Consider the following 24,287-nt stretch of genomic DNA (forward strand, 5'->3'; position numbering starts at 1 on the left):
TGCCGGGGGCCTGCCCCTTGTCCCTCGACCCCGAGAAGAGTGCGCACCATGCCCCGCGGCCGCTACTCGCTCCACGACCCGCACGACCACACCCCGCTCGGCGAGGAGCACTTCCACTGCGCCCCCGGGCCCTCCGGCTGGCGCTACGTCTCCCAGCTCACCGGCCCGGACGGCGACCACCGCGGCTCCGTCGACCTGGCGATCGACGAACTCGGCCGCCCCATCCGCATGGAGCTCAATGCCGCGAGCTGGCAGGTGCGCGGCGCCGCCATCGACGGCGTCACCTGGGTCCGTACCGACCCCACCGGCACCGAGGCCACCGAGGGCAACATCGCCGCCCCCGGCTTCACCGGCACCTCCCCGGCCTTCCTCGTCGCCACGGCCCGCCTGCTGCGCCCGACCCCCGGCGCCCCCGCCACCCGCGTCCGGCTCCTGGCCCTCACCGATCCGGTCCTGGCACCCCGTACGGTCGACCAGGCCTGGGCCCTCGTCGCCCGCCGGGAACACCCCACGGACAGCGGCCCGCTGCTGGTGGACGAGTACCGGGTCAGCGCCCTGGACACGGGCGAGGTCCACACGATCCACATCGCCGGGGACGTGGTGCTCTCGGCCCCCGGCATCGAACTCGAACACCTGGAGACACCGCCCTCGACCTTCGAGGAACAGTGATCCCTCAGGCGGGCGGCGCGAACCCGCCGGCGCGCGGAGCCTCTACGGGCGCCGCGGGTGCCACGGGCACCGCCGGTGCCGCGGGCGCGGGAGCCGCGTAGGGGACCGGCGCCACGACGGGTACCGGCCCCGCTACCGGCGCGGGCCCGGGTACGGGCACGGGTACGGGGCCAGGACCGACGGCGGACGGCCGGAACGCCCGGGCGGCGTCCCGCGACTGCCGCTCGTGCACCACGGCCATCAGGAAGGCGGCAGCCGGCACCCCGGCCGGCGGCGGCGCCCCCGTACGCGCCACCAGATCGTCCGCGAGCCGCACCGCCATCGCGGCGCCCACCTGCGGATCCAGCTGGTTCATCCGCGTCAGGTACTGGCGTATCGCCAGCCACAGCCCGTCCGGCACCGCCGACAGGTCCAGCCCGGTGAACCGTCCGGCCAGCCACGGCGGCGGCGGAGGCACCGGCATCACCCGGGTTCCCGGCACCCGCTCCCGGACCACCAGCGTCCCCGCGAACACGTCCCCGAGCCGCCGCCCCCGCGCCGACACCAGCGAGGCGATGCACGCGATCGACCCGAAGGTCAGGATCAGTTCCACGACCCCCATGGCCCCGCGCACCAGAGCGTGCCGGAACCGGATCGGCCCGCCGTCGTCCCGTACGACCCGCAGCCCGCAGGCGAGCTTGCCGAGCGAACGCCCGTGGGACAGCGTCTCCACCGCGATCGGCACACCCACCAGGAACAGCAGGAAGGACGCCACCGCGACGGCCGCCTGGGCGGCATCGTCCAGTGAGGCGGTGGCCATGGCCAGCCCGACGGAAATGAGCACGTATCCGGTGATGTACACGGCCAAATCCAGGAGGATCGCCAGCCCGCGGCTCGGTAGCCGTGCGGGCCTGAGCCCCAGGACGACCGCGTCCCCCGTCACCAGATCGCTCACCACGGCACCTCTCATGTGACCTGCCCCCGCCCCTACGGCCTCCAGTCTGCCAAGCTGACCACACTAGGAATAGGCAGTGGCCAGGGGACCTGGGACAGGGGAGCGGCAAACCGGATGGATCTCGACGTCTTCGTGACCGCACACCGTGCGGAGTGGGAACGCCTGGAGCAGCTCCTGGGCCGGGGCCGCAAGCTCACCGGCGACGAGGCCGACGAACTCGTCGCGCTCTACCAACGCACCTCCACGCACCTCTCCCAGATCCAGTCCAGCGCCCCGGACCCGATGCTCACGAGCCGGCTGACCCAGCTGGTCGCCCGCGCCCGGGCAACGGTGACGGGCACCCGCCGGGCGGGCTGGCGAGACGCCGCCCTCTTCTTCACGGCGGGCTTCCCGGCCGCGGTCTACCGCAGTCGCCGCTGGTGGATACCGACGGCCCTGCTCTCCACGGCGCTCGGCGTGCTCATCGGCTGGTGGATAGCCACGCACCCGGAGGTCCAGAGCGCCATCGCGGCGCCCGAGGAGCTGAAGGCGCTCACGCAGCCGGGCGGCCAGTACGAGACGTACTACTCCAGCCACCCCGCGGGCTCCTTCGCCGCCCAGGTCTGGACGAACAACGCCCAGGCGGCCGCGATCTGCCTGGTCCTGGGCGCGTTCCTGGGGATACCGGTGCTCTGGATCCTCTTCCTGAACATGGCCAACCTCGGCGTCGGCCTCGGCCTGATGGCCTCCGCCGGCCGCCTCGACGTCTTCCTGGGCCTGATCCTTCCGCACGGCCTGCTCGAACTGACGGCGGTCTTCGTGGCCGCGGGCATGGGCCTGCGCCTGGGTTGGACGGTCATCGACCCGGGCCCCCGGACCCGCCGCGCGGCCCTCGCGGAACAGGGCCGCACCGCCCTCGGCATGGCCATCGGCCTCGCGGTGGTCCTCTTCATCTCGGGCCTGATCGAGGGCTTCGTGACCCCGTCGGGCCTCCCCACCTGGGCCCGCATCACGATCGGCGTCGTAGCCGAGGTCGCCTTCCTGCTCTACGTCTTCGTCCTGGGCGGCAGGGCGGCGCGCGCCGGCGACGTGGGCGACGTGGAGGAGGCCGACCAGACGGCGACCCTCCCGACCGCGGCCTGATGTGCGTACAGCCCCGTTGAGCTGCTAGTCTCCTCGTCGTCCCGCGAAGACCGTTGACACGGAGCGCGCGGGGAGGTAGATTCGAACGGTTGCCTCGAACTGGACAAGTTCGGCAGCGATGGTTTAAACTCGATCTCACCCCCAAGAGGAATTGAATTCCAGTGGGGTACAGCCGACTCCTCATTCAGGAATCCGAAGCCGGGAAATCCGGTGGAGAACTTCTGATAGAGTCGGAACCGCCGGAAAGGGAAAGCGCGAAAGCGAAAACCTGGAAAGCACTGAGGAAGTCGGACACGAAAGAGTCTGATAGAGTCGGAAACGCAAGAACAGAACGAAAGCCCGGAGGAAAGCCCGAAAGGGTGAGTACAAAGGAAGCGTCCGTTCCTTGAGAACTCAACAGCGTGCCAAAAATCAACGCCAGAAGTTGATACCCCGTCCACTTCGGTGGATGAGGTTCCTTTGAAAAAGACCTGTCGGGCCTCCGGGTGCTGGCAGGCAACAACACAGCGAGGACGTTGTGGCGCGTCGGTCTTATTCCGACATGACGTGCCCGCTCTAAGTGATGTGTGCACCCGATTACGGGTAAACATTCATGGAGAGTTTGATCCTGGCTCAGGACGAACGCTGGCGGCGTGCTTAACACATGCAAGTCGAACGATGAAGCCCTTCGGGGTGGATTAGTGGCGAACGGGTGAGTAACACGTGGGCAATCTGCCCTTCACTCTGGGACAAGCCCTGGAAACGGGGTCTAATACCGGATACCACTCCTGCCTGCATGGGCGGGGGTTGAAAGCTCCGGCGGTGAAGGATGAGCCCGCGGCCTATCAGCTTGTTGGTGGGGTAATGGCCCACCAAGGCGACGACGGGTAGCCGGCCTGAGAGGGCGACCGGCCACACTGGGACTGAGACACGGCCCAGACTCCTACGGGAGGCAGCAGTGGGGAATATTGCACAATGGGCGAAAGCCTGATGCAGCGACGCCGCGTGAGGGATGACGGCCTTCGGGTTGTAAACCTCTTTCAGCAGGGAAGAAGCGAAAGTGACGGTACCTGCAGAAGAAGCGCCGGCTAACTACGTGCCAGCAGCCGCGGTAATACGTAGGGCGCAAGCGTTGTCCGGAATTATTGGGCGTAAAGAGCTCGTAGGCGGCTTGTCACGTCGGATGTGAAAGCCCGAGGCTTAACCTCGGGTCTGCATTCGATACGGGCTAGCTAGAGTGTGGTAGGGGAGATCGGAATTCCTGGTGTAGCGGTGAAATGCGCAGATATCAGGAGGAACACCGGTGGCGAAGGCGGATCTCTGGGCCATTACTGACGCTGAGGAGCGAAAGCGTGGGGAGCGAACAGGATTAGATACCCTGGTAGTCCACGCCGTAAACGTTGGGAACTAGGTGTTGGCGACATTCCACGTCGTCGGTGCCGCAGCTAACGCATTAAGTTCCCCGCCTGGGGAGTACGGCCGCAAGGCTAAAACTCAAAGGAATTGACGGGGGCCCGCACAAGCGGCGGAGCATGTGGCTTAATTCGACGCAACGCGAAGAACCTTACCAAGGCTTGACATATACCGGAAAGCATTAGAGATAGTGCCCCCCTTGTGGTCGGTATACAGGTGGTGCATGGCTGTCGTCAGCTCGTGTCGTGAGATGTTGGGTTAAGTCCCGCAACGAGCGCAACCCTTGTCCTGTGTTGCCAGCATGCCCTTCGGGGTGATGGGGACTCACAGGAGACCGCCGGGGTCAACTCGGAGGAAGGTGGGGACGACGTCAAGTCATCATGCCCCTTATGTCTTGGGCTGCACACGTGCTACAATGGCCGGTACAATGAGCTGCGATACCGTGAGGTGGAGCGAATCTCAAAAAGCCGGTCTCAGTTCGGATTGGGGTCTGCAACTCGACCCCATGAAGTCGGAGTCGCTAGTAATCGCAGATCAGCATTGCTGCGGTGAATACGTTCCCGGGCCTTGTACACACCGCCCGTCACGTCACGAAAGTCGGTAACACCCGAAGCCGGTGGCCCAACCCGTAAGGGAGGGAGCTGTCGAAGGTGGGACTGGCGATTGGGACGAAGTCGTAACAAGGTAGCCGTACCGGAAGGTGCGGCTGGATCACCTCCTTTCTAAGGAGCACAGTACCGATTGCAGACAAACGTTCTGCACGGTCAGCTCATGGGTGGAACGTTGATTAGTTGGCACGGTTTCCAAAACTCTCTGTAAGTACTGCTTCGGCGTGGAACACAGTGAAGTGGAGGGGATCGTGCTTGGCACGTTGTTGGGTCCTGAAGGTACGGCCGTAAGGTTGAGATCTTCAGTGCCGGCCCCAGTGAACTCGCCAGCTTGTCTGGTGGGGTGATGGGTGGCTGGTCGTTGTTTGAGAACTACACAGTGGACGCGAGCATCTGTGGCCAAGTTTTTAAGGGCGCACGGTGGATGCCTTGGCACCAGGAACCGATGAAGGACGTGAGAGGCCGCGATAGGCCCCGGGGAGCTGCCAACTGAGCTTTGATCCGGGGGTGTCCGAATGGGGAAACCCGGCAGTCGTCATGGGCTGTCACCCACTGCTGAACACATAGGCAGTGTGGAGGGAACGAGGGGAAGTGAAACATCTCAGTACCCTCAGGAAGAGAAAACAACCGTGATTCCGGGAGTAGTGGCGAGCGAAACCGGATGAGGCCAAACCGTATGCGTGTGATACCCGGCAGGGGTTGCGCATGCGGGGTTGTGGGAATGAGCTTGATCGGTCTGCCGGCCGGTCGGCGAGTCAGAAACCGTTGATGTAGTCGAAGGACATGCGAAAGGTCCGGCGTAGAGGGTAAGACCCCCGTAGACGAAACATCAGCGGCTTGCTTGCTCATCTCCCAAGTAGCACGGGGCCCGAGAAATCCCGTGTGAATCTGGCGGGACCACCCGCTAAGCCTAAATATTCCCTGGTGACCGATAGCGGATAGTACCGTGAGGGAATGGTGAAAAGTACCGCGGGAGCGGAGTGAAATAGTACCTGAAACCGTGTGCCTACAAGCCGTGGGAGCGTCGCTCATTGGGTTTACCCAATGGGTCGTGACTGCGTGCCTTTTGAAGAATGAGCCTGCGAGTTAGCGGTGTGTAGCGAGGTTAACCCGTGTGGGGAAGCCGTAGCGAAAGCGAGTCCGAATAGGGCGATTGAGTTGCACGCTCTAGACCCGAAGCGGAGTGATCTAGCCATGGGCAGGTTGAAGCGGAGGTAAGACTTCGTGGAGGACCGAACCCACCAGGGTTGAAAACCTGGGGGATGACCTGTGGTTAGGGGTGAAAGGCCAATCAAACTCCGTGATAGCTGGTTCTCCCCGAAATGCATTTAGGTGCAGCGTCGTGTGTTTCTTGCCGGAGGTAGAGCACTGGATAGGCGATGGGCCCTACCGGGTTACTGACCTTAGCCAAACTCCGAATGCCGGTAAGTGAGAGCACGGCAGTGAGACTGTGGGGGATAAGCTCCATGGTCGAGAGGGAAACAGCCCAGAGCATCGACTAAGGCCCCTAAGCGTACGCTAAGTGGGAAAGGATGTGGAGTCGCAGAGACAACCAGGAGGTTGGCTTAGAAGCAGCCACCCTTGAAAGAGTGCGTAATAGCTCACTGGTCAAGTGATTCCGCGCCGACAATGTAGCGGGGCTCAAGCGTACCGCCGAAGTCGTGTCATTGCAGCAATAGGGCCAACGCCCGCTGTGATGGGTAGGGGAGCGTCGTGTGCCGGGTGAAGCAGCAGCGGAAGCTAGTTGTGGACGGTTCACGAGTGAGAATGCAGGCATGAGTAGCGATACACACGTGAGAAACGTGTGCGCCGATTGACTAAGGGTTCCTGGGTCAAGCTGATCTGCCCAGGGTAAGTCGGGACCTAAGGCGAGGCCGACAGGCGTAGTCGATGGACAACCGGTTGATATTCCGGTACCCGCTTTGAAACGCCCAATATCGAATCAGGCGATGCTAAGTCCGTGAAGCCGTTCCGGACCCTTCGGGGAAAGGAAAGTGGTGGAGCCGACGAACCAGACTTGTAGTAGGTAAGCGATGGGGTGACGCAGGAAGGTAGTCCAGCCCGGGCGGTGGTAGTCCCGGGGTAAGGGTGTAGGCCGAGGGGTAGGCAAATCCGTCCCTCATTAAGGCTGAGACCTGATGCCGAGCCGATTGTGGTGAAGTGGATGATCCTATGCTGTCGAGAAAAGCCTCTAGCGAGTTTCATGGCGGCCCGTACCCTAAACCGACTCAGGTGGTCAGGTAGAGAATACCGAGGCGTTCGGGTGAACTATGGTTAAGGAACTCGGCAAAATGCCCCCGTAACTTCGGGAGAAGGGGGGCCATCACTGGTGATAGCACTTGCTGCTTGAGCTGGGGGTGGCCGCAGAGACCAGCGAGAAGCGACTGTTTACTAAAAACACAGGTCCGTGCGAAGCCGTAAGGCGATGTATACGGACTGACGCCTGCCCGGTGCTGGAACGTTAAGGGGACCGGTTAGTGACCTTTCGGGGTTGCGAAGCTGAGAACTTAAGCGCCAGTAAACGGCGGTGGTAACTATAACCATCCTAAGGTAGCGAAATTCCTTGTCGGGTAAGTTCCGACCTGCACGAATGGCGTAACGACTTCTCGACTGTCTCAACCATAGGCCCGGTGAAATTGCACTACGAGTAAAGATGCTCGTTTCGCGCAGCAGGACGGAAAGACCCCGGGACCTTTACTACAGTTTGATATTGGTGTTCGGTTCGGCTTGTGTAGGATAGGTGGGAGACTTTGAAGCAGCCACGCCAGTGGTTGTGGAGTCGCCGTTGAAATACCACTCTGGTCGTGCTGGATGTCTAACCTCGGTCCGTGATCCGGATCAGGGACAGTGTCTGATGGGTAGTTTAACTGGGGCGGTTGCCTCCCAAAGGGTAACGGAGGCGCCCAAAGGTTCCCTCAGCCTGGTTGGCAATCAGGTGTTGAGTGTAAGTGCACAAGGGAGCTTGACTGTGAGACCGACGGGTCGAGCAGGGACGAAAGTCGGGACTAGTGATCCGGCGGTGGCTTGTGGAAGCGCCGTCGCTCAACGGATAAAAGGTACCCCGGGGATAACAGGCTGATCTTCCCCAAGAGTCCATATCGACGGGATGGTTTGGCACCTCGATGTCGGCTCGTCGCATCCTGGGGCTGGAGTCGGTCCCAAGGGTTGGGCTGTTCGCCCATTAAAGCGGTACGCGAGCTGGGTTTAGAACGTCGTGAGACAGTTCGGTCCCTATCCGCTGTGCGCGTAGGAATATTGAGAAGGGCTGTCCCTAGTACGAGAGGACCGGGACGGACGAACCTCTGGTGTGCCAGTTGTCCTGCCAAGGGCATGGCTGGTTGGCTACGTTCGGGAGGGATAACCGCTGAAAGCATCTAAGCGGGAAGCCTGCTTCAAGATGAGTATTCCCACCTCCTTGAGAGGGTAAGGCTCCCAGTAGACGACTGGGTTGATAGGCCAGATGTGGAAGCCCGGTAACGGGTGAAGCTGACTGGTACTAATAGGCCGAGGGCTTGTCCTCAGTTGCTCGCGTCCACTGTGTTAGTTCTGAAATAACGAACAGCTGTGTCAACACCAGCATGTTCAAATTTCATAGTGTTTCGGTGGTCATAGCGTTAGGGAAACGCCCGGTTACATTCCGAACCCGGAAGCTAAGCCTTTCAGCGCCGATGGTACTGCAGGGGGGACCCTGTGGGAGAGTAGGACGCCGCCGAACAATCATTGTGGGAAAGCCCCGCACCAACCCTTTACGGGTTCGGTGCGGGGCTTTTCTGCGTTTACGGGCCGTGCACCTTGGCGCGACCCTGCGCTTCACCAGTCGGCCGGGTAGCTCTTGAGGCTGCTCGTGTCGAGCGTCCAGCGGCCGGCAGTGACTGTGTCCCCGAAGGAGTACGGAACTTTCTTGCGGTAGCGGATGCCGTCGGGTCCCTCTGACGGGTCGCTGTGCACGGTGACGGTCTTCTTGTCCTTGCGGGGGTCCACTACGACGTACAGCGGGACTCCCATCTTCGGGTAGTCGTGCAGCTTGTCGCGGATGTCGGTGAGGGAATTCGTACGGGAGACGACTTCCACCACCATCTGCACGTCACGGGAGTTGACGGCCTTCGCCGTGTCATCGGTGTCTTCCTCTGCCATGACCAAGAGATCGGGGATCTTGGTCAGGCCGGTCACCGGATCGCCCATGTTCGTGTCGCTGAGAGTCGCGGCGTCGAGTGTCTGGGCCTCGATCTGGCGACGCAGGCGCATCACGTTGAGCCCGTGCGGAGCTGTTGGGCTCATCATTGTGAGGAAGATCTGACCGTCGGTGGTCTGAACCTTCCACCGGTCTTCCTGGTGTTCGGCCAGCTCCGCGAGCTGCTCCGCGAAGTCGTGCATGCGGCGCACCTGCTCGGGGGTGAAGTCGGCCATGTCTCCTCCTGGTGGGTGCCCTGCCAGGGTATCCAGATCGGGCGCCTTCTAGAGGCGGCCGGCGGCCTTCAGGGCCAGGTAGGCGTCCGCCAGGGACGGGGCCAGGGTGTCCGGGGTGGCGTCGACGACGTGGACGCCGTGGCGGGTGAGCTGGTCGGCCGTGCGGCGGCGCTGGGTCTGGGTCTGGGTGCCGGCGGCGGCCTCGTAGACGGCGTCCACCGAGCCTCGTGAGCTTGTCATGGCCGCGACATGAGGGTCGGCGACCGATGCCAGCAGGACCGTGTGGCGCTGCGTGAGGCGGGGGAGCACCGGGAGCAGGCCCTCTTCGATCGGGGCCGCGTCCAGGCTCGTCAGGAGGACCACCAGGGACCGGCGCGGGGCGTTGCGGAGGATGGTGGAGACCAGGGTCCGGGCGTCCGTCTCGACCAGTTCCGGCTCCAGGGTGGCCATCGCGTTGACGAAGGACGGGAGGGTATCGGCCGCCGAGCGGCCCTGGACCTGGGCGCGGGGGCGGCGGTCGTGGGCCAGGAGGTCCACGCGGTCGCCGGCGCGGGTGGCCAGGGCCGCGAGGAGCAGGGCCGCGTCCATCGCGGAGTCCAGGCGGGGGGCGTCGCCGACGCGGCCAGCCGAGGTGCGGCCGGTGTCCAGGCAGATGAGGATGTGCCGGTCGCGTTCGGGGCGCCAGGTGCGGACGGCCACCTTGTTCTGGCGGGCCGTGGCGCGCCAGTCGATGGAGCGGGTGTCGTCGCCGGGGACGTAGTCGCGGAGGCTGTCGAACTCGGTGCCCTCGCCGCGGGTCAGGACGCTCGTACGGCCGTCCAGTTCGCGCAGGCGGGCCAGCCGGGACGGGAGGTGCTTGCGGCTGGTGAAGGGCGGCAGGACCCGGACGGTCCAGGGGGACGTCTGGGAGCCCTGGCGGGCCCACAGACCCAGGGGCCCGTAGGAGCGGATCGTGACGCGGTCGGCCCGGCGGTCGCCGCGGCGGGTGGGCAGCAGCCGGGTGGTCAGCCGGCGGCGTTCGCCCGCGGGGACGACCACCTCGTGGCGGGACGCCGCGGCCTCCGTGCCCGGGAGCCAGCTGCTCGGGGGCCAGGCGTCGCGGACGCGGGCCCGGAGCTTGCGGCTGCTGGGGTTGGTGACGGTGAGGTGGACCTCCGCCGGCTCGCCCAGGCGGACCGAGGTGTCTCCGGAGCGGGCCAGCACGAGGCCGCGTAGTGGCGCCGCCAGGGCGCAGTCGAGCGCGCAGGCCAGGGCGATCGGGCCGTTGACCGCGAGCATGCCGGTCCAGCTCGGTTCGAGGAGGCCGACCGGGATGCTGCCGAGGGCCGCCAGCAGGGCGGCGCGTCCGGTGAGGGCCATCAGCGCGGGACGGGGACGTGGGAGAGGATCGCCGTGATGACGGCGTCGGCCGTGACTCCCTCCATCTCCGCTTCCGGGCGCAGCTGGACGCGGTGGCGCAGGGTCGGCAGGGCGAGGGCCTTGACGTCGTCGGGGGTGACGTAGTCGCGGCCGGTGAGCCAGGCCCAGGCGCGGGCGGTGGCCAGCAGAGCGGTCGCGCCGCGGGGGGAGACGCCGAGGGTGAGGGACGGCGACTCGCGGGTGGCGCGGCAGACGTCGACGACGTAGCCGGCGATCTCGGGGGAGACGGAGACCTGGGCGACGGCCCGGCGGGCGGCTTCGAGCTGGGCCGGGCCGGCGACCGGGCGGATGCCGGCGGCGTGCAGGTCGCGGGGGTTGAAGCCGGCGGCGTGGCGGGTCAGGACCCCGATCTCGTCCTCGCGGGAGGGGAGGGGGACGGTGAGCTTGAGGAGGAAGCGGTCGAGCTGGGCTTCCGGGAGGGGGTACGTGCCCTCGTACTCGACCGGGTTCATGGTGGCGGCGACGAGGAAGGGGTCGGGCAGCTTCCGCGGGGTGCCGTCGACGGTGACCTGGCGCTCCTCCATCGCTTCGAGGAGCGAGGACTGCGTCTTGGGCGGGGTGCGGTTGATCTCGTCCGCGAGGAGGAGGTTGGTGAAGACCGGGCCGTCCTGGAAGGAGAACTCGGCGGTGCGGGCGTCGTAGACGAGCGAGCCGGTGACGTCGCTCGGCATCAGGTCGGGGGTGAACTGGACGCGCTTGGTGTCGAGTTCGAGGGAGGCGGCGAGGGCCCGTACGAGCAAGGTCTTGGCGACGCCGGGGACGCCTTCGAGGAGGACGTGGCCGCGGCACAGGAGCGCGACGACGAGTCCGGTGACGGCGGAGTCCTGACCGACCACGGCCTTGCCGATCTCGGTGCGGAGCGCTTCGAGGGAAGCGCGGGCGCTGTCCGCGGTCACTGCCGTGGACTCGGTGGCCGGGTACGTCATGACGTACGGACCTCTCTTTCGAGGGCGTCGAGGTGGTCGGCGAGCGCGACGAGTGCCGCGTCGTCGGAGGGGGTGGTGCCGAAGAGGAGGGCGGTCACGTCCCGGGGCTCGCCGGTCAGGCGGGCGGAGACGGCCGGGGCCAGGGCCGCGGGGTCGTGGGCCTGGGTGTGCGGTACGCCGAGCAGCGCGGCGAGGCGTTCGCGGGTGGCGGTGCGCAGCACGGTGGCGGCGCGGTCGCGGGCGTCGGCCTTGCGGTAGAGGCGGGCGCGTCCCTCGGTGGCCTCGGAGGCGCGGATGGCGACGGGGAGCTTCTCGGTGACGAGGGGGCCCAGGCGCCGGGCGCGCCAGAGGGCGGCGAGGACGGCGGCGACGAAGAGCTGGAGCAGGGCCCAGGACCAGCCGGCCGGGATGAGGTCGAGGAGGCCCTTGTCCTCGGCGGAGGGCGCGGTGTCGGGGTCGGAGTCCGCGAGGGACGGCAGGTACCAGACGAGGTCCGGGCGGGAGCCGAGGAGTTGGAGGGCCAGGGAGGCGTTGCCTTCGTCGGCGAGGGACTCGTTGAGGAGGATCGTCTCGGAGCCGAGGAGGACGGTGTCGCCGCCGGTGGGGCCGGTGGGGAGGACGAGGAGGGTGGGGTGGCCGCCGCTGGGGTAGCAGGCGGTGGCCCGGGGGAGGGCGGTGGTGTACGTGAGGCCGCCGCCGGTGTCGGCGCGGCCGGCCGAGGTGGCGGCGGGCAGGGTGCAGCCGGGGTCGGGGCGGTTGGTGGCGGCGTCGCCGGCGGTGCGCACGCCGGGGGAGAGGTCGCTGAGGCTGTGGCTGCTGGGGGCGAGGAGGACGGTGCGGCCGCCGGAGAGGTCGATGGCCGAGCGGATGACGTCGCGCTGGGTGGCGCCGAGCCGGTCGGGGTCGGTGACCAGGAGGGTGGTGCGGGGGCCGCTGGCGGCGGCGGCCTCGCGGGCGGTGGTGACGACGCGGGTGCTGACGCCGCGTTCCTTCAGGAGCTCGGCGACGGCGCGGCTGCCGAAGGGGTCGGCGCTGCGGGGGTCGAGGTAGCCGTGGCGGGTGCCGGAGTTGAGGGCGGCCACGGCGACGGCGCCGGCGGCGAGGACGGCCACGGCGGTCAGGGCGCGGCGGATCTGGCGAAGGCGGCGGGTGCGCGGGGCACCGTCGGCGGGTGCGGGTGCGGGTGCGTGGTCGGGGGTGCCGGCCCCGGGCTCCTGTGCCTCGGGCGCCGACGGGGCCGAAGTGGCGGTCGGCGTGGCCGGGTCGGTCGGGCCGGTCATGCGGTGGGTCCCGTCAGCAGCGGCTTTGCGCGGTCCAGGGTGAGGTCGAGGGCGCGCAGGCGCGTGTACGTGTCGGCGTCGGCGGTGCGGCCGCCGTAGGTGACGTCGTCGAAGGTGCGGGCGGCGGCGCGGAGTTCGGCGGCGTGTTCGGGGAGGGAGACCGCGGCTTCGGTGGCGGCCTCGTCGGCGGTGCGTCCGGGGCGCGGATCGAGCAGGGTGCGTTCCTCCAGGGAGCGGACGACGGCGCGCATGCGTTCCTGGACGGCTTCGGTCCAGCGGCCGGCCGCGGCGTGGGCGTCGGCGGCGGTGCGGTGGTCGGCGGCGCTGCGGGGGCCGTCGGCGAAGAGGACGCCCGCGCCGGTGGTGGTCCGGCCGGGGGTGCCGAGGCGCCACCAGAGGGCGCCGACGGCGAGGACCACGAGGACGAGGATGACGACGAGGCCGAAGCCGCCTCCGGGGGTCGCCCCGGAGGCGGCGCCGAGCATGTCGTCGAGCCAGTCGAAGAACTTGCGCAGGGCGCGGTCGAGCAGGCTCGGGTCGTTCTCGTGGTACATCGGCTTGGACAGTTCGCGCTCGGCCGCTTCCCTGGCGGGTTCGCGCGGTGTCGTCACCGGTGGTGTTTCGGCGCTCGGCAGGTGCGCCGCGGCGCGGGTGATGAGGCCCCCCGTACTCATCATCTGTGCGTCAGCCTCCGGTCGTGCCGTAGTTCTCGAGACCGGCGGCCCGGGCGAGCTCCAGGTCGAGTCCCTCGCGGCGGATGCGCTGGTCGACGTAGAGGAGCACGGTGACGCCGGACTGGAACGGCATGACGATGGTCTGCGCGATGATCAGGCCGATCGCGGGGGCGATCAGTGCGCCCCAGTTGTTCATGTCGGCGGGGTCGCCTTCAGCGAAGGCGTCGAGGCCGCCGCTGAAGGCGAAGATGCTGAGGAACTGGAACGGCATGACGATCATCGCCGAGATGAAGCCGGCGATGACGGTGGTGAGCAGCGTGATGCCGAAGATGCGCCACCAGGTGCCCTTGACGAGCTTCGAGGAGCGCCCGAAGGCCTTGAATACGGTGCTCTTCTCCAGCATCAGGGCGGGCGAGGCCAGCGTGAACTTGACGGCGAGCCAGGCCAGGAGCGGCAGCCAGATGAGGAAGCCGAGGACCGCGAGGCCGATGGCGTCGGCGAGGATGCCCGGCAGGATCAGGACGGCGCCGAGCAGGACGGCGCCGAGGGCCATCAGCAGCGTGAGCCCCATCAGGCGCAGCAGCTGGGGGCGGGACTCGCGCCACGCGTCGGAGACCGAGGACTGCTGGCCGAGCACGGCGCGGCTGAAGACCATCGTGAGCATCGCGGTGACCACGATGGTTCCGAGGACCTGGATGAACTGGACCACCGCGGTCGCGCCGATGGTGCTGCCGATCGCGTCGATGAATTCATCGGGGCCGGCGTCCGGGGAGGCGGAGATGGCGAGGTCGTCCAGCATGAACTTCTGCGCGATCACGCTGATCACCTGGACGACGGTGGCCACGACGAGGGTGATCGGCAGTACCGCGCGCCAGTGGGTGCGCATGGTGGCGACCGCGCCGTCGAGGATCTCGCCGAGGCCCAGGGGCCGCAGGGGGATCACACCGGGCTTGGCGGCGGGGGGCTGGCCCCACTGGCCGGGGGCGCCCGGGTAGCCGTACTGGGGGCCGTACTGGCCCGCCTGAGGGGTGCCCGGCTGCTGACCCCAGCCCGCGGTGGGCTGCGGCTGGGGCTGTGGGGCCGCGGGCGTCGTGCCCGGGTTCGACCACTGACCGGGCGGCGGCTGCTCGGCGGACCACTTCGGGTCGCCGGCGGGCTGGGCGGGCTGGGCCGGCGGTGCGGGCTGCTGCGCGCTGCCGTCGGTGCTCGGCCGCTCGCTGTCAGACGGAGAGGATCCGGGCGTAGCCCAGCCCGGAGAGTCGTTCATCGTCGCTCCTTCATGTGCGCCCGCCGCGGCGGGGCGCTGGTCGCTGCCATCGTGCCACGTGGGGGGCCCGAACGGAGTAGGGGGTGGGCAGCGGATCGCGTGCGGTGGCGGGGCGAGGAGGGTCGGTACGGAGGATTCCGACCGGTCGGACGGTTCCTGGCGGTACCGAGGGGTTCTTCGCAGCCCGTACCTTCAATAGTCGACCCGATCGGGGGCAGACTGGTGGAGCTGATCTCCACACAGGTCCGAGGGTCGATTTCCAGCCCTTTTGGCTGTGGGACAGCTCACCGCCGGGTCACGATTAGCTAATGGGATGATGTCAACCATGAAGGGACGCGTCCTTGTCGTCGACGACGACACCGCGCTGGCCGAGATGCTCGGCATTGTGCTGCGTGGAGAAGGTTTTGAGCCGTCGTTCGTAGCAGACGGTGACAAGGCACTTGCTGCCTTCCGGGAGGCGAAGCCGGACCTGGTGCTGCTGGACCTCATGCTGCCCGGGAGGGACGGCATAGAGGTCTGCCGCCTGATCCGGGCGGAGTCCGGCGTGCCGATCGTCATGCTCACCGCCAAGAGCGACACGGTCGACGTCGTCGTGGGCCTGGAATCCGGGGCCGACGACTACATCGTCAAGCCGTTCAAGCCGAAGGAGCTGGTGGCCCGTATCCGGGCCCGTCTGCGCCGGTCGGAGGAGCCCGCGCCCGAGCAGCTGGCCATCGGTGACCTGGTCATCGACGTGGCCGGGCACTCGGTCAAGCGGGACGGTGCCTCGATCGCGCTGACCCCGCTCGAGTTCGACCTGCTGGTCGCCCTCGCGCGCAAGCCCTGGCAGGTCTTCACCCGTGAGGTGCTGCTGGAGCAGGTCTGGGGCTACCGGCACGCGGCGGACACCCGCCTGGTCAACGTGCACGTGCAGCGCCTGCGCTCCAAGGTCGAGAAGGACCCGGAGCGCCCCGAGATCGTCGTGACGGTGCGTGGTGTCGGCTACAAGGCCGGACCCAGCTGACGTGCAGTCCGGTACGTCCGGCGTGTCCGGTAGGGTCCCGGGCGGCCTCCACCCGTGGAGGCTGCGCTTCGGCCGGCTGTTCCGGGACCGGGCATCGAGCAGCCGTGTCCTGCGGTTGTTCCTGCGCCTGGCGCGCCGACCGCTGCTTCCGGCTGTCCGGTTGTGGCGGCGCAACATCCAGCTCCGGGTGGTCGCCGCCACCCTGTTGATCTCGCTCGCCGTGGTCCTCGCCCTGGGGTTCGTCGTCATCGCGCAGGTCAGCAGGGGTCTCCTCGAGGCCAAGGAGGAGGCGGCGCAGAGCCAGGCCGCGGGCGGGTTCGCGGTGGCGCAGGAGAAGGCCAACGCCCCGGCCACGGTCGACGGGCCCGACGCCACCGACAACAAGGTCGGCCGGGACGCCAGTACCTGGATGAACTCCCTGGTCAAGCAGTTGGCCAGTGGTGGGCAGACCGCTTTCGAGGTCGTCGCGCTGGGTGCGGGCACGGGTGACGAGGCGCTGCCCGGAACGCAGGGCGTCAAGGGTGCCCGGGCCTCCGGCAACGTGGACCCGACCGCCAGCGTCCCGCTTCCGCTGCGCCGGGCCGTCAACCACGCCACCGGCGCCTTCAAGACCTTCTCCGAGATCCGTTACACCAGCGGGGACGGGGCGAAGGAGCCCGAGCCGGCGCTGGTCATCGGCAAGCGGCTCTCGGACATCAACGGCGACCCGTACGACCTGTACTACCTCTTCCCGCTCACCCAGGAGGAGGAGTCCCTCAACCTGATCAAGGTCACCATCGTGACCGCGGGCATGTTCGTCGTCGTCCTGCTCTGCGGCATCGCCTGGCTCGTCGTGCGCCAGGTGGTCACCCCGGTCCGGATGGCCGCCGGGATCGCCGAGCGGCTCTCGGCCGGGCGGCTCCAGGAGCGGATGAAGGTCACCGGTGAGGACGACATCGCGCGCCTCGGCGAGGCCTTCAACAAGATGGCGCAGAACCTCCAGAACAAGATCCAGCAGCTGGAGGAGCTGTCCCGGATGCAGCGCCGCTTCGTCTCGGACGTCTCGCACGAGCTGCGCACCCCGCTGACGACGGTACGGATGGCCGCCGACGTCATCCACGACGCCCGGGTCGACTTCGACCCGATCACCGCGCGCTCCGCCGAGCTGCTCGCCGGGCAGCTCGACCGGTTCGAGTCGCTCCTCGCCGACCTGCTGGAGATCAGCCGCTTCGACGCGGGGGCCGCGGCCCTGGAGGCCGAGCCCATCGACCTGCGCGACGTCGTGCGCCGGGTCATCGACGGTGCCGAGCCGCTCGCCGAGCACAAGGGGACCCGGATCCGGGTCCTGGGCGACACCCAGCCGGTCATCGCCGAGGCCGATGCCCGGCGGGTGGAGCGGGTGCTGCGCAATCTGGTCGTCAACGCCGTGGAGCACGGCGAGGGCCGCGACGTGGTGGTCCGGCTGGCGTCCGCGGGCGGGGCCGTCGCCGTCGCCGTACGGGACTACGGGGTCGGGCTCAAGCCCGGCGAGGCCACCCGCGTCTTCAACCGCTTCTGGCGGGCCGACCCGGCGCGGGCGCGCACGACCGGCGGGACCGGCCTCGGCCTGTCCATCGCCGTCGAGGACGCCCGGCTGCACGGGGGCTGGCTGCAGGCCTGGGGCGAGCCGGGCGGCGGCTCGCAGTTCCGGCTGACCCTGCCGCGCACGGCCGACGAGCCGCTGCGGGGCTCGCCCATCCCGCTGGAGCCCGAGGACTCCCGGGCCAACCGCGCCAACCGGGCCAGGGCCGCGGCAAAGGCCGCGGGCGGTGCGGCGGAGCGTACGCCCGCCGACGCGGGCGACCGCTCGCCGATACCGCCGCGCTCGCCCGTCGCCGGAGCGATGCCGGTGCCCGCCGACCCGACGGCCCTGCCGGGGAATGGGGCCCGGGTCGTGGCCCGCCCGGCCGAGCAGGCACAACAGGAGGACCGAGCCGATGGACGCTGAGCCCTTGGACGCGCGGGCGGGGCGTGCGCGGGTGCGGCGCCGGCGGCTGCGCACCGTACGGGCGTACGCCTTCGGCGCGGCCGGGCTGCTGCTCGCGGGGTGTGCCTCCATGCCGGACCGGGGCGACATCCGCCCGGTGCAGGCCTCGCAGGGCGTGGACTCGCAGGTCCGGGTGTTCGGCGTACCGCCCGCGGACAAGGCCAGCCCGGCGGAGATCGTCGACGGCTTCCTGGAGGCGATGACCAGCGACGACCCGCAGCTGGAGACGGCCCGCAAGTACCTCACCGAGGCGGCCGCGAAGAGCTGGAAGCCCGGCTCGGCCGTTACCGTGCTCTCCTCCGGACTCAACCGGGTTCCGAACCGCGGCGAGAAGGACCCCGAGGGGCCCCGCTGGAAGGTGACCGGCAAGAAGCTCGCGACCGTCGACGAGCACAGCGCGTACCAGCCGCAGACCGGGGCCAGGGAGTACGAGGAGTTCCTCCAGCTCGTCCAGAACGAGGACAAGCAGTGGCGGATCTCGACCCCGCCGAGCGGGCTCGTGCTCAGCGAGTCGGACTTCCAGCGCATCTACATGCCGGTCAACAAGTACTACTTCGCGGGCGGCACCCTCGTCGCCGACCCCGTCTACGTGCGTCAGCGCACCGACCCGGACTCGCGGATGGACCCGACCACCCAGACCGTGCAGTCGTTGCTGGCGGGGCCCTCGCGGTGGCTCGCCCCGGTCGTGGAGTCCAGCTTCCCCACCGGTACGGAACTGAGCCCGGGCACCAAGTCCCTTTCGTACGACGGGCAGAACACGCTGCGCGTGCCGCTCAACGAGAAGGCCGAGAACGTCGCGCAGCCGCAGTGCAAGAAGATGGCCACCCAACTCCTCTACACGGTCAAGGACCTGACGGGTTCCCGGCTCGACCAGGTCGAACTGGTGCGGGCGGGCGGCAAGTCGACCTCGCTGTGTTCGGTGAGCGAGGTGAGTGCGGCCGCGATCGCGGGCCGGCCCAAGATCCCCGAGTTCCAGTACTTCGTCGACAACGAGAAGCGGCTGGTCCGGATGAAGCTGGACACGAGCAGCGAGGACCAGCAGGCCCGGGCCGAGCCGGTGCCGGGGCCGCTGGCCACCCCTCCCGGGTTCAAGGTCAGATCGGCGGCCGTCTCGCACGACGAGCGGCGCGCGGCCGTGGTCTCCGAGGACGAGCACGCGCTGTACGTCGTGCCGCTGGTCGGGAGCGGGGCGATGCCGCAGCCGTTGCCGGTCGGCAAGGGCGGCAAGGCGGCGTTGTTGACCGCGCCGAGCTGGGACGCTTCGGGTGATCTGTGGGTCGCGGACCGGGATCCGCAGGCCCCGGGGCTGTGGCGGGTGCCGGGCGGTGCCGGAACGCCGGAGAAGGTGCAGGTGGCGGGGCTCGACGGGCGGAAGATCGCTTCGTTGAAGGCGTCCGCCGACGGGGCCCGGATCGCGCTGCTGGTGGAGCAGCCCGGCGGCAGCAAGGTCCTCTACGTCGGGCGGATCGAGCGGCCCGACGGCAAGGGCGACTCCTCGGCGGTGTCGGTGCGCGAGCTGCGCCAGGCGGCCCCGCAGATGGTCGATGTGACGGCGATGAGCTGGGCGCCGCGCGGGCGGCTGCTCGTGGTGGGCCGGGAGAACGGCGGCGTGCAGCAGGCCCGCTACATGCTGGCCGACGGTTCGATGGTCGCGGCGAGCCTGCCCGGGGCCACCGGGCTGTCGGAGGTGGCGGTCGCGGCCACGGAGGACGAGGCGAAGCCGAAGCCGGTGGTCGCGTACTCGGAGGACGGGATCGTGTGGCTGCCGCCGGGGGCGCAGTGGCGCACGGTGGCGGCGGGTGCGGGCGGCCGGGCTCCGGTGTACCCGGGCTGATCGGCCCTCGTGCGGGTCGTCCACAGGGGTCGCGTCCGGTGGCCCGACCCGTCAGTGTGGAGCCATGCGGGACGCGTGGCAGGAGCTCGCCGGTCTGGTCCTCCCGGTCGACTGCGCCGGCTGCGGGGCGGTCCGAGTGCTGGTGTGCGCCGAGTGCCGGGATGCGCTGAGCGGGGCCGGGGAGGGGCCGGTGCGGCCGTCTCCGCGGCCCGCGGGGTTGCCGGTGGTGCGGGCCGCCGCCGTCTACGAGGGGGCCGTACGGAGCCTCCTGCTGGCGCACAAGGAGCGCGGGGCGCTGCCGCTGGCCGGGGTGCTCGGCGCAGCCCTGGCGGCGGCCGTCCTGGCGGGTGGCGCCGGCGGTGCGGGCGGTGCCGGTGGTGCGGGGGATGTGGTGCTGGTCCCGGTCCCGTCGGCGCGGCGGCAGGTCCGGGCGCGCGGGCACGATCCGGCGCGCAGGATCGCGCGGGCGGCCGCGGGGCGGCTGCGGCGGGCCGGTGTTCCCGCGCGCGTGGCGCCCGTACTGGGGCTGCGGCGGGCGGTGGCGGACCAGGCGGGGCTGGGGGCCCGGCAGCGCCGGGAGAACCTCACGGGGGCGCTGGCGGTGCGCCGCGGCGGGTGGCGGCTCACGGCCGGGGCGGCCCGGATCGTGCTCGTGGACGACCTGATCACGACGGGGGCGACGCTGGCGGAGGCGGCCAGGGCGGTGCGCGCCGCGGGGCTGGTGACGGGCCCGGAGGTGGGCCCCGGGGCGGTGCTGCGGGCGGCGGTGGTGGCCGCGCCGGCGGACTCCTTCAGGCGGATCGAACGCACGCCACGCGTTTGAGCAACTCGGACAGAACAAAAATCTTGTGAATAGATTTGGAACTGGCGGGGAAGGCCCATCGTTGCAGGTAGTAAGAGGGAACAGTCACCTGACTGGAAGTACATTCCGGTAGCGGGTGCCGACAACCGCCATAGAGGGATATGTTCGGTTGTAAGGAACTCAGGAGACTGTCTCTCGACTCCGAAGTCGGTGGGGTGTTGATCTTGCCGATGGGGGAGGAGGAGGTGAAAGTCGCCAAGTCCGAGGCTCCGGCCTTCACCGGAGTCTGGTGCGAAAGGGAGACGCTTCGCCCCGTCGGGCGGAGCTATCCGGGAACGGAGTTCTGCGTGGACATCGTCGTCAAGGGCCGCAAGACCGAGGTGCCCGAGCGGTTCCGCAAGCACGTGGCCGAGAAGCTGAATCCGGAGCGGATCCAGAAGCTCGACGCCAAGGTGATCAGCTTGGACGTCGAGGTGTCCAAGGAGCACAACCCGCGCCAGGCCGACCGTTCCGACCGCGTGGAGATCACCCTGCGTTCGCGGGGCCCGGTGATCCGTGCCGAGGCCGCCGCCGCCGACGCGTACGCGGCGCTGGACCTGGCTCAGGACAAGCTCGAGGCCCGGCTGCGCAAGCAGCACGACAAGCGTTACACCCGCCGTGGCAACGGCCGGCTCTCGGCGGCGGAGGTCGCCGACGTGGTGCCGGGCGTCGCATCGCTGAACGGCAGCGGACAGCCGGTGTCGGAGGAGAAGACGGACGGGGTACCGATCACCCGGATCGGATCCCTCGAGGTGCAGGGCGAAGGCCCGCTCATCGTTCGCGAGAAGACCCACTCGGCCGCACCCATGTCGCTCGACCAGGCCCTGTACGAGATGGAACTGGTCGGCCACGACTTCTATCTGTTCGTCGACTCCGAGACGAAGTTGCCCAGTGTCGTTTACCGCCGTCATGCCTATGACTACGGCGTCATCCACGTGAACCCCGACGGTGCCTCCAGCTCGGAGGAACCGCGGGGCGGCGCCGGTGGCGCGCTCGGCGGCTGAGGCCGGGCACATCCGTTCATCGCCCCCGCGCAGGCGTTCCGGCGCCTTCGCGGGGGCGCCTGCATGACCGGTATGCGACGGGTATGCGCCAGGTGGCTCACTTTTGGCCCCCGGGCCGTGGTGCGGGCATGGAATCATGGCGTGCAGTCAACCGGCAGCGGTGTGTGTCCGGTTGGCCCAGCAACTGAGCACATGCAGGGGGAGGAACGATGGCGGACAGCTTCGGGCCGGTGCGCGGGGACAGCGGCGTCGCGGGCTGCCACGGGACGGACCCGTCGCAGGAGCCCGCCCGGGAGCCCATCAGAGTGCTCGTGGTCGACGACCACGCGCTCTTCCGGCGGGGACTGGAGATCGTCCTCGCGCAGGAGGAGGACATCCAGGTCGTCGGTGAGGCCGGGGACGGGGCGGAGGCCGTGGACAAGGCGGCCGACCTGCTTCCGGACATCGTGCTGATGGACGTGCGGATGCCCCGGCGCGGCGGGATCGAGGCGTGCACCTCGATCAAGGAGGTGGCCCCCTCTGCGAAGATCATCATGCTGACGATCAGCGACGAGGAGGCGGACCTCTACGACGCGATCAAGGCGGGCGCGACCGGGTACCTCCTGAAGGAGATCTCGACGGACGAGGTGGCGACGGCGATCCGGGCGGTGGCGGACGGCCAGTCGCAGATCAGCCCGTCGATGGCGTCGAAGCTGCTCACCGAGTTCAAGTCGATGATCCAGCGGACCGACGAGCGCCGGCTGGTGCCCGCGCCGCGGCTGACGGACCGGGAGCTGGAGGTCCTGAAACTGGTGGCCACCGGTATGAACAACCGTGATATCGCCAAGGAGTTGTTCATTTCCGAGAACACCGTGAAGAACCACGTCCGCAACATCCTGGAGAAGCTGCAGCTGCACTCCAGGATGGAAGCCGTGGTCTACGCGATGCGGGAAAAGATCCTCGAAATCCGCTGAGGCGAGATCGGAAAGGGGCGGGAAGCCCCGATCCGGTCTGATCGACAAGACGCTCCCTAGAGCGCAGCCAGCTCCGCGGTGACGGCCGCCGCTTCCGCGGGCGAGCTGGCGCGCTCGACGCGTACGTCCTCGCAGCCGACCCACTCCGCCGCCTCCCGCAGGGCCCGCGCCATCGGGCCCGCGGCCTTCGGGGAGGTCAGCGAGAGCTGCCGGGCGACCAGCGTGCGGCCCTCGCGGGCCGGGTCGACGCGGCCCTGGAGCCGGCCGCCCGCCAGCAGCGGCATCGCGAAGTACCCGTGTATCCGCTTCGGCTTGGGCACGTACGCCTCCAGGCGGTGCGTGAAACCGAAGATCCGCTCCGTGCGGGGACGGTCCCAGACCAGGGAGTCGAAGGGCGAGAGCAGCGTCGTGCGGTGACGGCCCCCGGGGGTCTGTGCGAGAGCCGCCGGGTCCGCCCAGGCCGGCTTGGACCAGCCCTGCACCTCGACCGGTACCAGCCCGGAGTCCGCGACCACCGCGTCGAACTGCTCGCCCTTGAGCCGGTGGTAGTCCGCGATGTCGGCGCGGGTGCCGACGCCCAGGGACCGGCCCGCCAGGGCGACCAGGCGGCGCAGGCACTCGCGGTCCTCCAGGTCGTCGTGGAGCAGCGCGTCGGGAACGGCCCGCTCGGGGAGGTCGTAGACCCGCTTCCATCCGCGGCGCTCGCTGCACACCACCTCGCCGGTGTCCAGCAGCCACTCCACCGCGATCTTGGTCTCGGACCACTCGAACCACTCGCCGCCGTTCTTGGCGCCGCCCAGCTCGGTGGAGGTCAGCGGGCCGTCGGACCGCAGCCGGTCCAGGACGGCCCGCGTCGAGTGCTGCTTGTCCTCGAGGATGTGCCAGCGGTGGCCGCGGGCCCGGTTCGCCCGGCGCCGGAAGGCGAAATGCGGCCATTCCTCGATGGGCAGGATGCAGGCGGCGTGCGACCAGTACTCGAAGGCGTGCCGGTCCGACCAGTACGCCTGCTCCACGGCGTCCCGGCCGACCGCGCCCAGGCGCGCGTACGGGATCAGCTCGTGCGAGCGGGCCAGGACCGAGATGGTGTCCAGCTGTACGGCGCCCAGGTGGCGCAGGACCCCGCGGACCCCGCCGCGCCGGTCGGGTGCGCCGATGAAGCCCTGCGCGCGCAGCGCGATGCGCCGGGCCTCGTCGGCGGAAAGGGACACGTGCGGCGGCGGGTTGCTCATGCGCCGAAGCCTAGGCGGCACCACTGACAGCGGGCGCGTACGGGAGCCGTCGTCGCCCAGCCCGGCCCGCCGGACCGGCCGTGCGACGCCCGTCCCGGTGAAGGCCCGGTGCGCAGGCTGGACCGGCTAGTCGACGGGGGCCGGGAGGTAGGGCAGTCGCGAGGGCAGGCCCAGGTCGGAGGGGAGCAGGGCGCCGACCCAGCAGTCGCGGTACGTGTCGCGCTGGATGATGCCGGCCCGCAGCAGGCCCTCGATCTGGAAGCCGGCCTTCTCGGCCACGGCGCGGGAGCCCGCATTGCCCACCTCGGCTCGCCATTCCAGTCGGCCGATGCCCAGCTCGGTGAAGGCCCAGCGGGCGACGGCCCGGACCGCCTCGGTCATGTAGCCCCGGCCGCGGTGTTCCTTGACCGCCCAGTAGCCGATCTCGGTGCTCTCCGCCGTGTGGACGTGCACGCCGACGGCCGCGACCAGGGGGCCTTCGGCCCCGAGGCGCACGGCGAACGCGAAGGCGGTGCCGTCGCGCCAGCCGTTCGGCACGGTCTCGTTCACATAGGTGTGCGCGTGCGCGCGCTCATAAGGGGAGGGCACCAGCGTCCAGCGCTGGACGTCCGGGTCCCGTGCTGCGGCGTACAGCTCGTCCTCGTCCGACGGGACGAAGGCCCGCAATACCAATCGGTCCGTGCTGAGTGTCTTGGGCTCCATGAACGAATTCTGCCGCCG

General features: G+C 68.9%; 17 protein-coding genes and 3 rRNA genes. 11 read left to right on the top strand and 9 right to left on the bottom strand.

From position 1 onward, the window contains the following. Nucleotides 1-48: 48 nt before the first annotated feature. Nucleotides 49-669 carry a hypothetical protein gene (locus tag OG594_RS05885; protein ID WP_266595860.1) on the top strand — a complete coding sequence of 207 codons (621 nt, stop codon included), beginning with the start codon at nucleotides 49-51 and terminating at the stop codon, nucleotides 667-669. A 4-nt stretch (nucleotides 670-673) separates the two neighbouring features. On the opposite strand, the gene OG594_RS05890 is transcribed toward OG594_RS05885, so the two are convergent. Further along, entirely contained in the window at nucleotides 674-1,603 is a 930-nt protein-coding gene (locus OG594_RS05890) for an RDD family protein (RefSeq protein ID WP_266595862.1), read from the bottom strand. 114 nt (nucleotides 1,604-1,717) lie between these two features. Here OG594_RS05890 and OG594_RS05895 point away from each other — a divergent pair, with 114 nt between their 5' ends. The 4 genes from OG594_RS05895 to rrf all read left to right on the top strand — a co-directional run bounded on the left by OG594_RS05895 (nucleotide 1,718) and on the right by rrf (nucleotide 8,440). Beyond that, nucleotides 1,718-2,725 carry a stage II sporulation protein M gene (locus tag OG594_RS05895; protein ID WP_266595865.1) on the top strand — a complete coding sequence of 336 codons (1,008 nt, stop codon included), beginning with the start codon at nucleotides 1,718-1,720 and terminating at the stop codon, nucleotides 2,723-2,725. Nucleotides 2,726-3,314: 589 nt separating this feature from the next. After that, nucleotides 3,315-4,839: ribosomal RNA gene (locus tag OG594_RS05900) — 16S ribosomal RNA — on the top strand. Between the two features lie 283 nt (nucleotides 4,840-5,122). Beyond that, nucleotides 5,123-8,245, top strand: a 23S ribosomal RNA gene (locus OG594_RS05905). 78 nt (nucleotides 8,246-8,323) lie between these two features. Beyond that, nucleotides 8,324-8,440 (top strand): 5S ribosomal RNA (gene rrf / locus OG594_RS05910). The 16S, 23S and 5S rRNA genes sit together here, the layout of an rRNA operon. 95 nt (nucleotides 8,441-8,535) lie before the next feature. On the opposite strand, the gene OG594_RS05915 is transcribed toward rrf, so the two are convergent. The 6 genes from OG594_RS05915 to OG594_RS05940 are packed head-to-tail and all read right to left on the bottom strand — an operon-like array spanning nucleotide 8,536 to nucleotide 14,698. Beyond that, a complete protein-coding gene (locus OG594_RS05915; RefSeq protein WP_266595867.1) occupies nucleotides 8,536-9,132 on the bottom strand; it encodes a Uma2 family endonuclease in 597 nt (198 codons plus the stop codon). A gap of 48 nt (nucleotides 9,133-9,180) precedes the next feature. Further along, entirely contained in the window at nucleotides 9,181-10,491 is a 1,311-nt protein-coding gene (locus OG594_RS05920) for a DUF58 domain-containing protein (RefSeq protein ID WP_266595869.1), read from the bottom strand. Next, nucleotides 10,491-11,477, bottom strand: coding sequence for a MoxR family ATPase (locus tag OG594_RS05925; RefSeq protein ID WP_266595871.1), 987 nt, complete (start codon nucleotides 11,475-11,477; stop codon nucleotides 10,491-10,493). Before OG594_RS05925 ends, OG594_RS05920 begins: the two co-directional genes overlap by 1 nt. Further along, complete coding sequence (locus tag OG594_RS05930; protein ID WP_266595873.1) at nucleotides 11,474-12,757, bottom strand: DUF4350 domain-containing protein; 1,284 nt, start codon at nucleotides 12,755-12,757, stop codon at nucleotides 11,474-11,476. The genes OG594_RS05925 and OG594_RS05930 overlap by 4 nt, the downstream gene beginning before the upstream one ends. Continuing rightward, nucleotides 12,754-13,431, bottom strand: a complete 678-nt coding sequence (locus OG594_RS05935; RefSeq protein ID WP_266602654.1) for a DUF4129 domain-containing protein — start codon at nucleotides 13,429-13,431, stop codon at nucleotides 12,754-12,756. Before OG594_RS05935 ends, OG594_RS05930 begins: the two co-directional genes overlap by 4 nt. Nucleotides 13,432-13,441: 10 nt before the next feature. Continuing rightward, nucleotides 13,442-14,698 (bottom strand): hypothetical protein, encoded by a 1,257-nt coding sequence (locus OG594_RS05940; protein WP_266595875.1) that lies wholly within the window; start codon nucleotides 14,696-14,698, stop codon nucleotides 13,442-13,444. 313 nt (nucleotides 14,699-15,011) lie between these two features. Here OG594_RS05940 and mtrA point away from each other — a divergent pair, with 313 nt between their 5' ends. From mtrA to OG594_RS05970, 6 genes are all read left to right on the top strand, one after another. Beyond that, nucleotides 15,012-15,701 (top strand): two-component system response regulator MtrA, encoded by a 690-nt coding sequence (mtrA, locus tag OG594_RS05945; RefSeq protein ID WP_189747360.1) that lies wholly within the window; start codon nucleotides 15,012-15,014, stop codon nucleotides 15,699-15,701. Between the two features lie 61 nt (nucleotides 15,702-15,762). Then, nucleotides 15,763-17,667 carry an MtrAB system histidine kinase MtrB gene (gene mtrB, locus OG594_RS05950; protein ID WP_266602656.1) on the top strand — a complete coding sequence of 635 codons (1,905 nt, stop codon included), beginning with the start codon at nucleotides 15,763-15,765 and terminating at the stop codon, nucleotides 17,665-17,667. After that, complete coding sequence (locus OG594_RS05955) at nucleotides 17,657-19,540, top strand: LpqB family beta-propeller domain-containing protein (RefSeq protein ID WP_266595878.1); 1,884 nt, start codon at nucleotides 17,657-17,659, stop codon at nucleotides 19,538-19,540. Before mtrB ends, OG594_RS05955 begins: the two co-directional genes overlap by 11 nt. A gap of 64 nt (nucleotides 19,541-19,604) precedes the next feature. Then, on the top strand, nucleotides 19,605-20,363 hold the full coding sequence (locus tag OG594_RS05960) for a ComF family protein (protein ID WP_266595880.1): 759 nt from the start codon (nucleotides 19,605-19,607) through the stop codon (nucleotides 20,361-20,363). A 326-nt stretch (nucleotides 20,364-20,689) separates the two neighbouring features. Next, nucleotides 20,690-21,385 (top strand): ribosome-associated translation inhibitor RaiA, encoded by a 696-nt coding sequence (gene raiA / locus OG594_RS05965; protein WP_030010104.1) that lies wholly within the window; start codon nucleotides 20,690-20,692, stop codon nucleotides 21,383-21,385. 209 nt (nucleotides 21,386-21,594) lie between these two features. Then, entirely contained in the window at nucleotides 21,595-22,338 is a 744-nt protein-coding gene (locus tag OG594_RS05970; RefSeq protein WP_266595882.1) for a response regulator transcription factor, read from the top strand. Between the two features lie 56 nt (nucleotides 22,339-22,394). Here OG594_RS05970 and OG594_RS05975 read toward each other — a convergent pair whose 3' ends face one another. Both OG594_RS05975 and OG594_RS05980 read right to left on the bottom strand, forming a co-directional pair. Beyond that, nucleotides 22,395-23,567, bottom strand: coding sequence for a winged helix-turn-helix domain-containing protein (locus tag OG594_RS05975; protein ID WP_266595884.1), 1,173 nt, complete (start codon nucleotides 23,565-23,567; stop codon nucleotides 22,395-22,397). Nucleotides 23,568-23,693: 126 nt separating this feature from the next. Then, nucleotides 23,694-24,269, bottom strand: a complete 576-nt coding sequence (locus tag OG594_RS05980; RefSeq protein ID WP_266595886.1) for a GNAT family N-acetyltransferase — start codon at nucleotides 24,267-24,269, stop codon at nucleotides 23,694-23,696. Nucleotides 24,270-24,287: the final 18 nt, after the last annotated feature.

It is taken from the genome of Streptomyces sp. NBC_01214 (assembly GCF_026340975.1).
Lineage (GTDB): Bacteria > Actinomycetota > Actinomycetes > Streptomycetales > Streptomycetaceae > Streptomyces.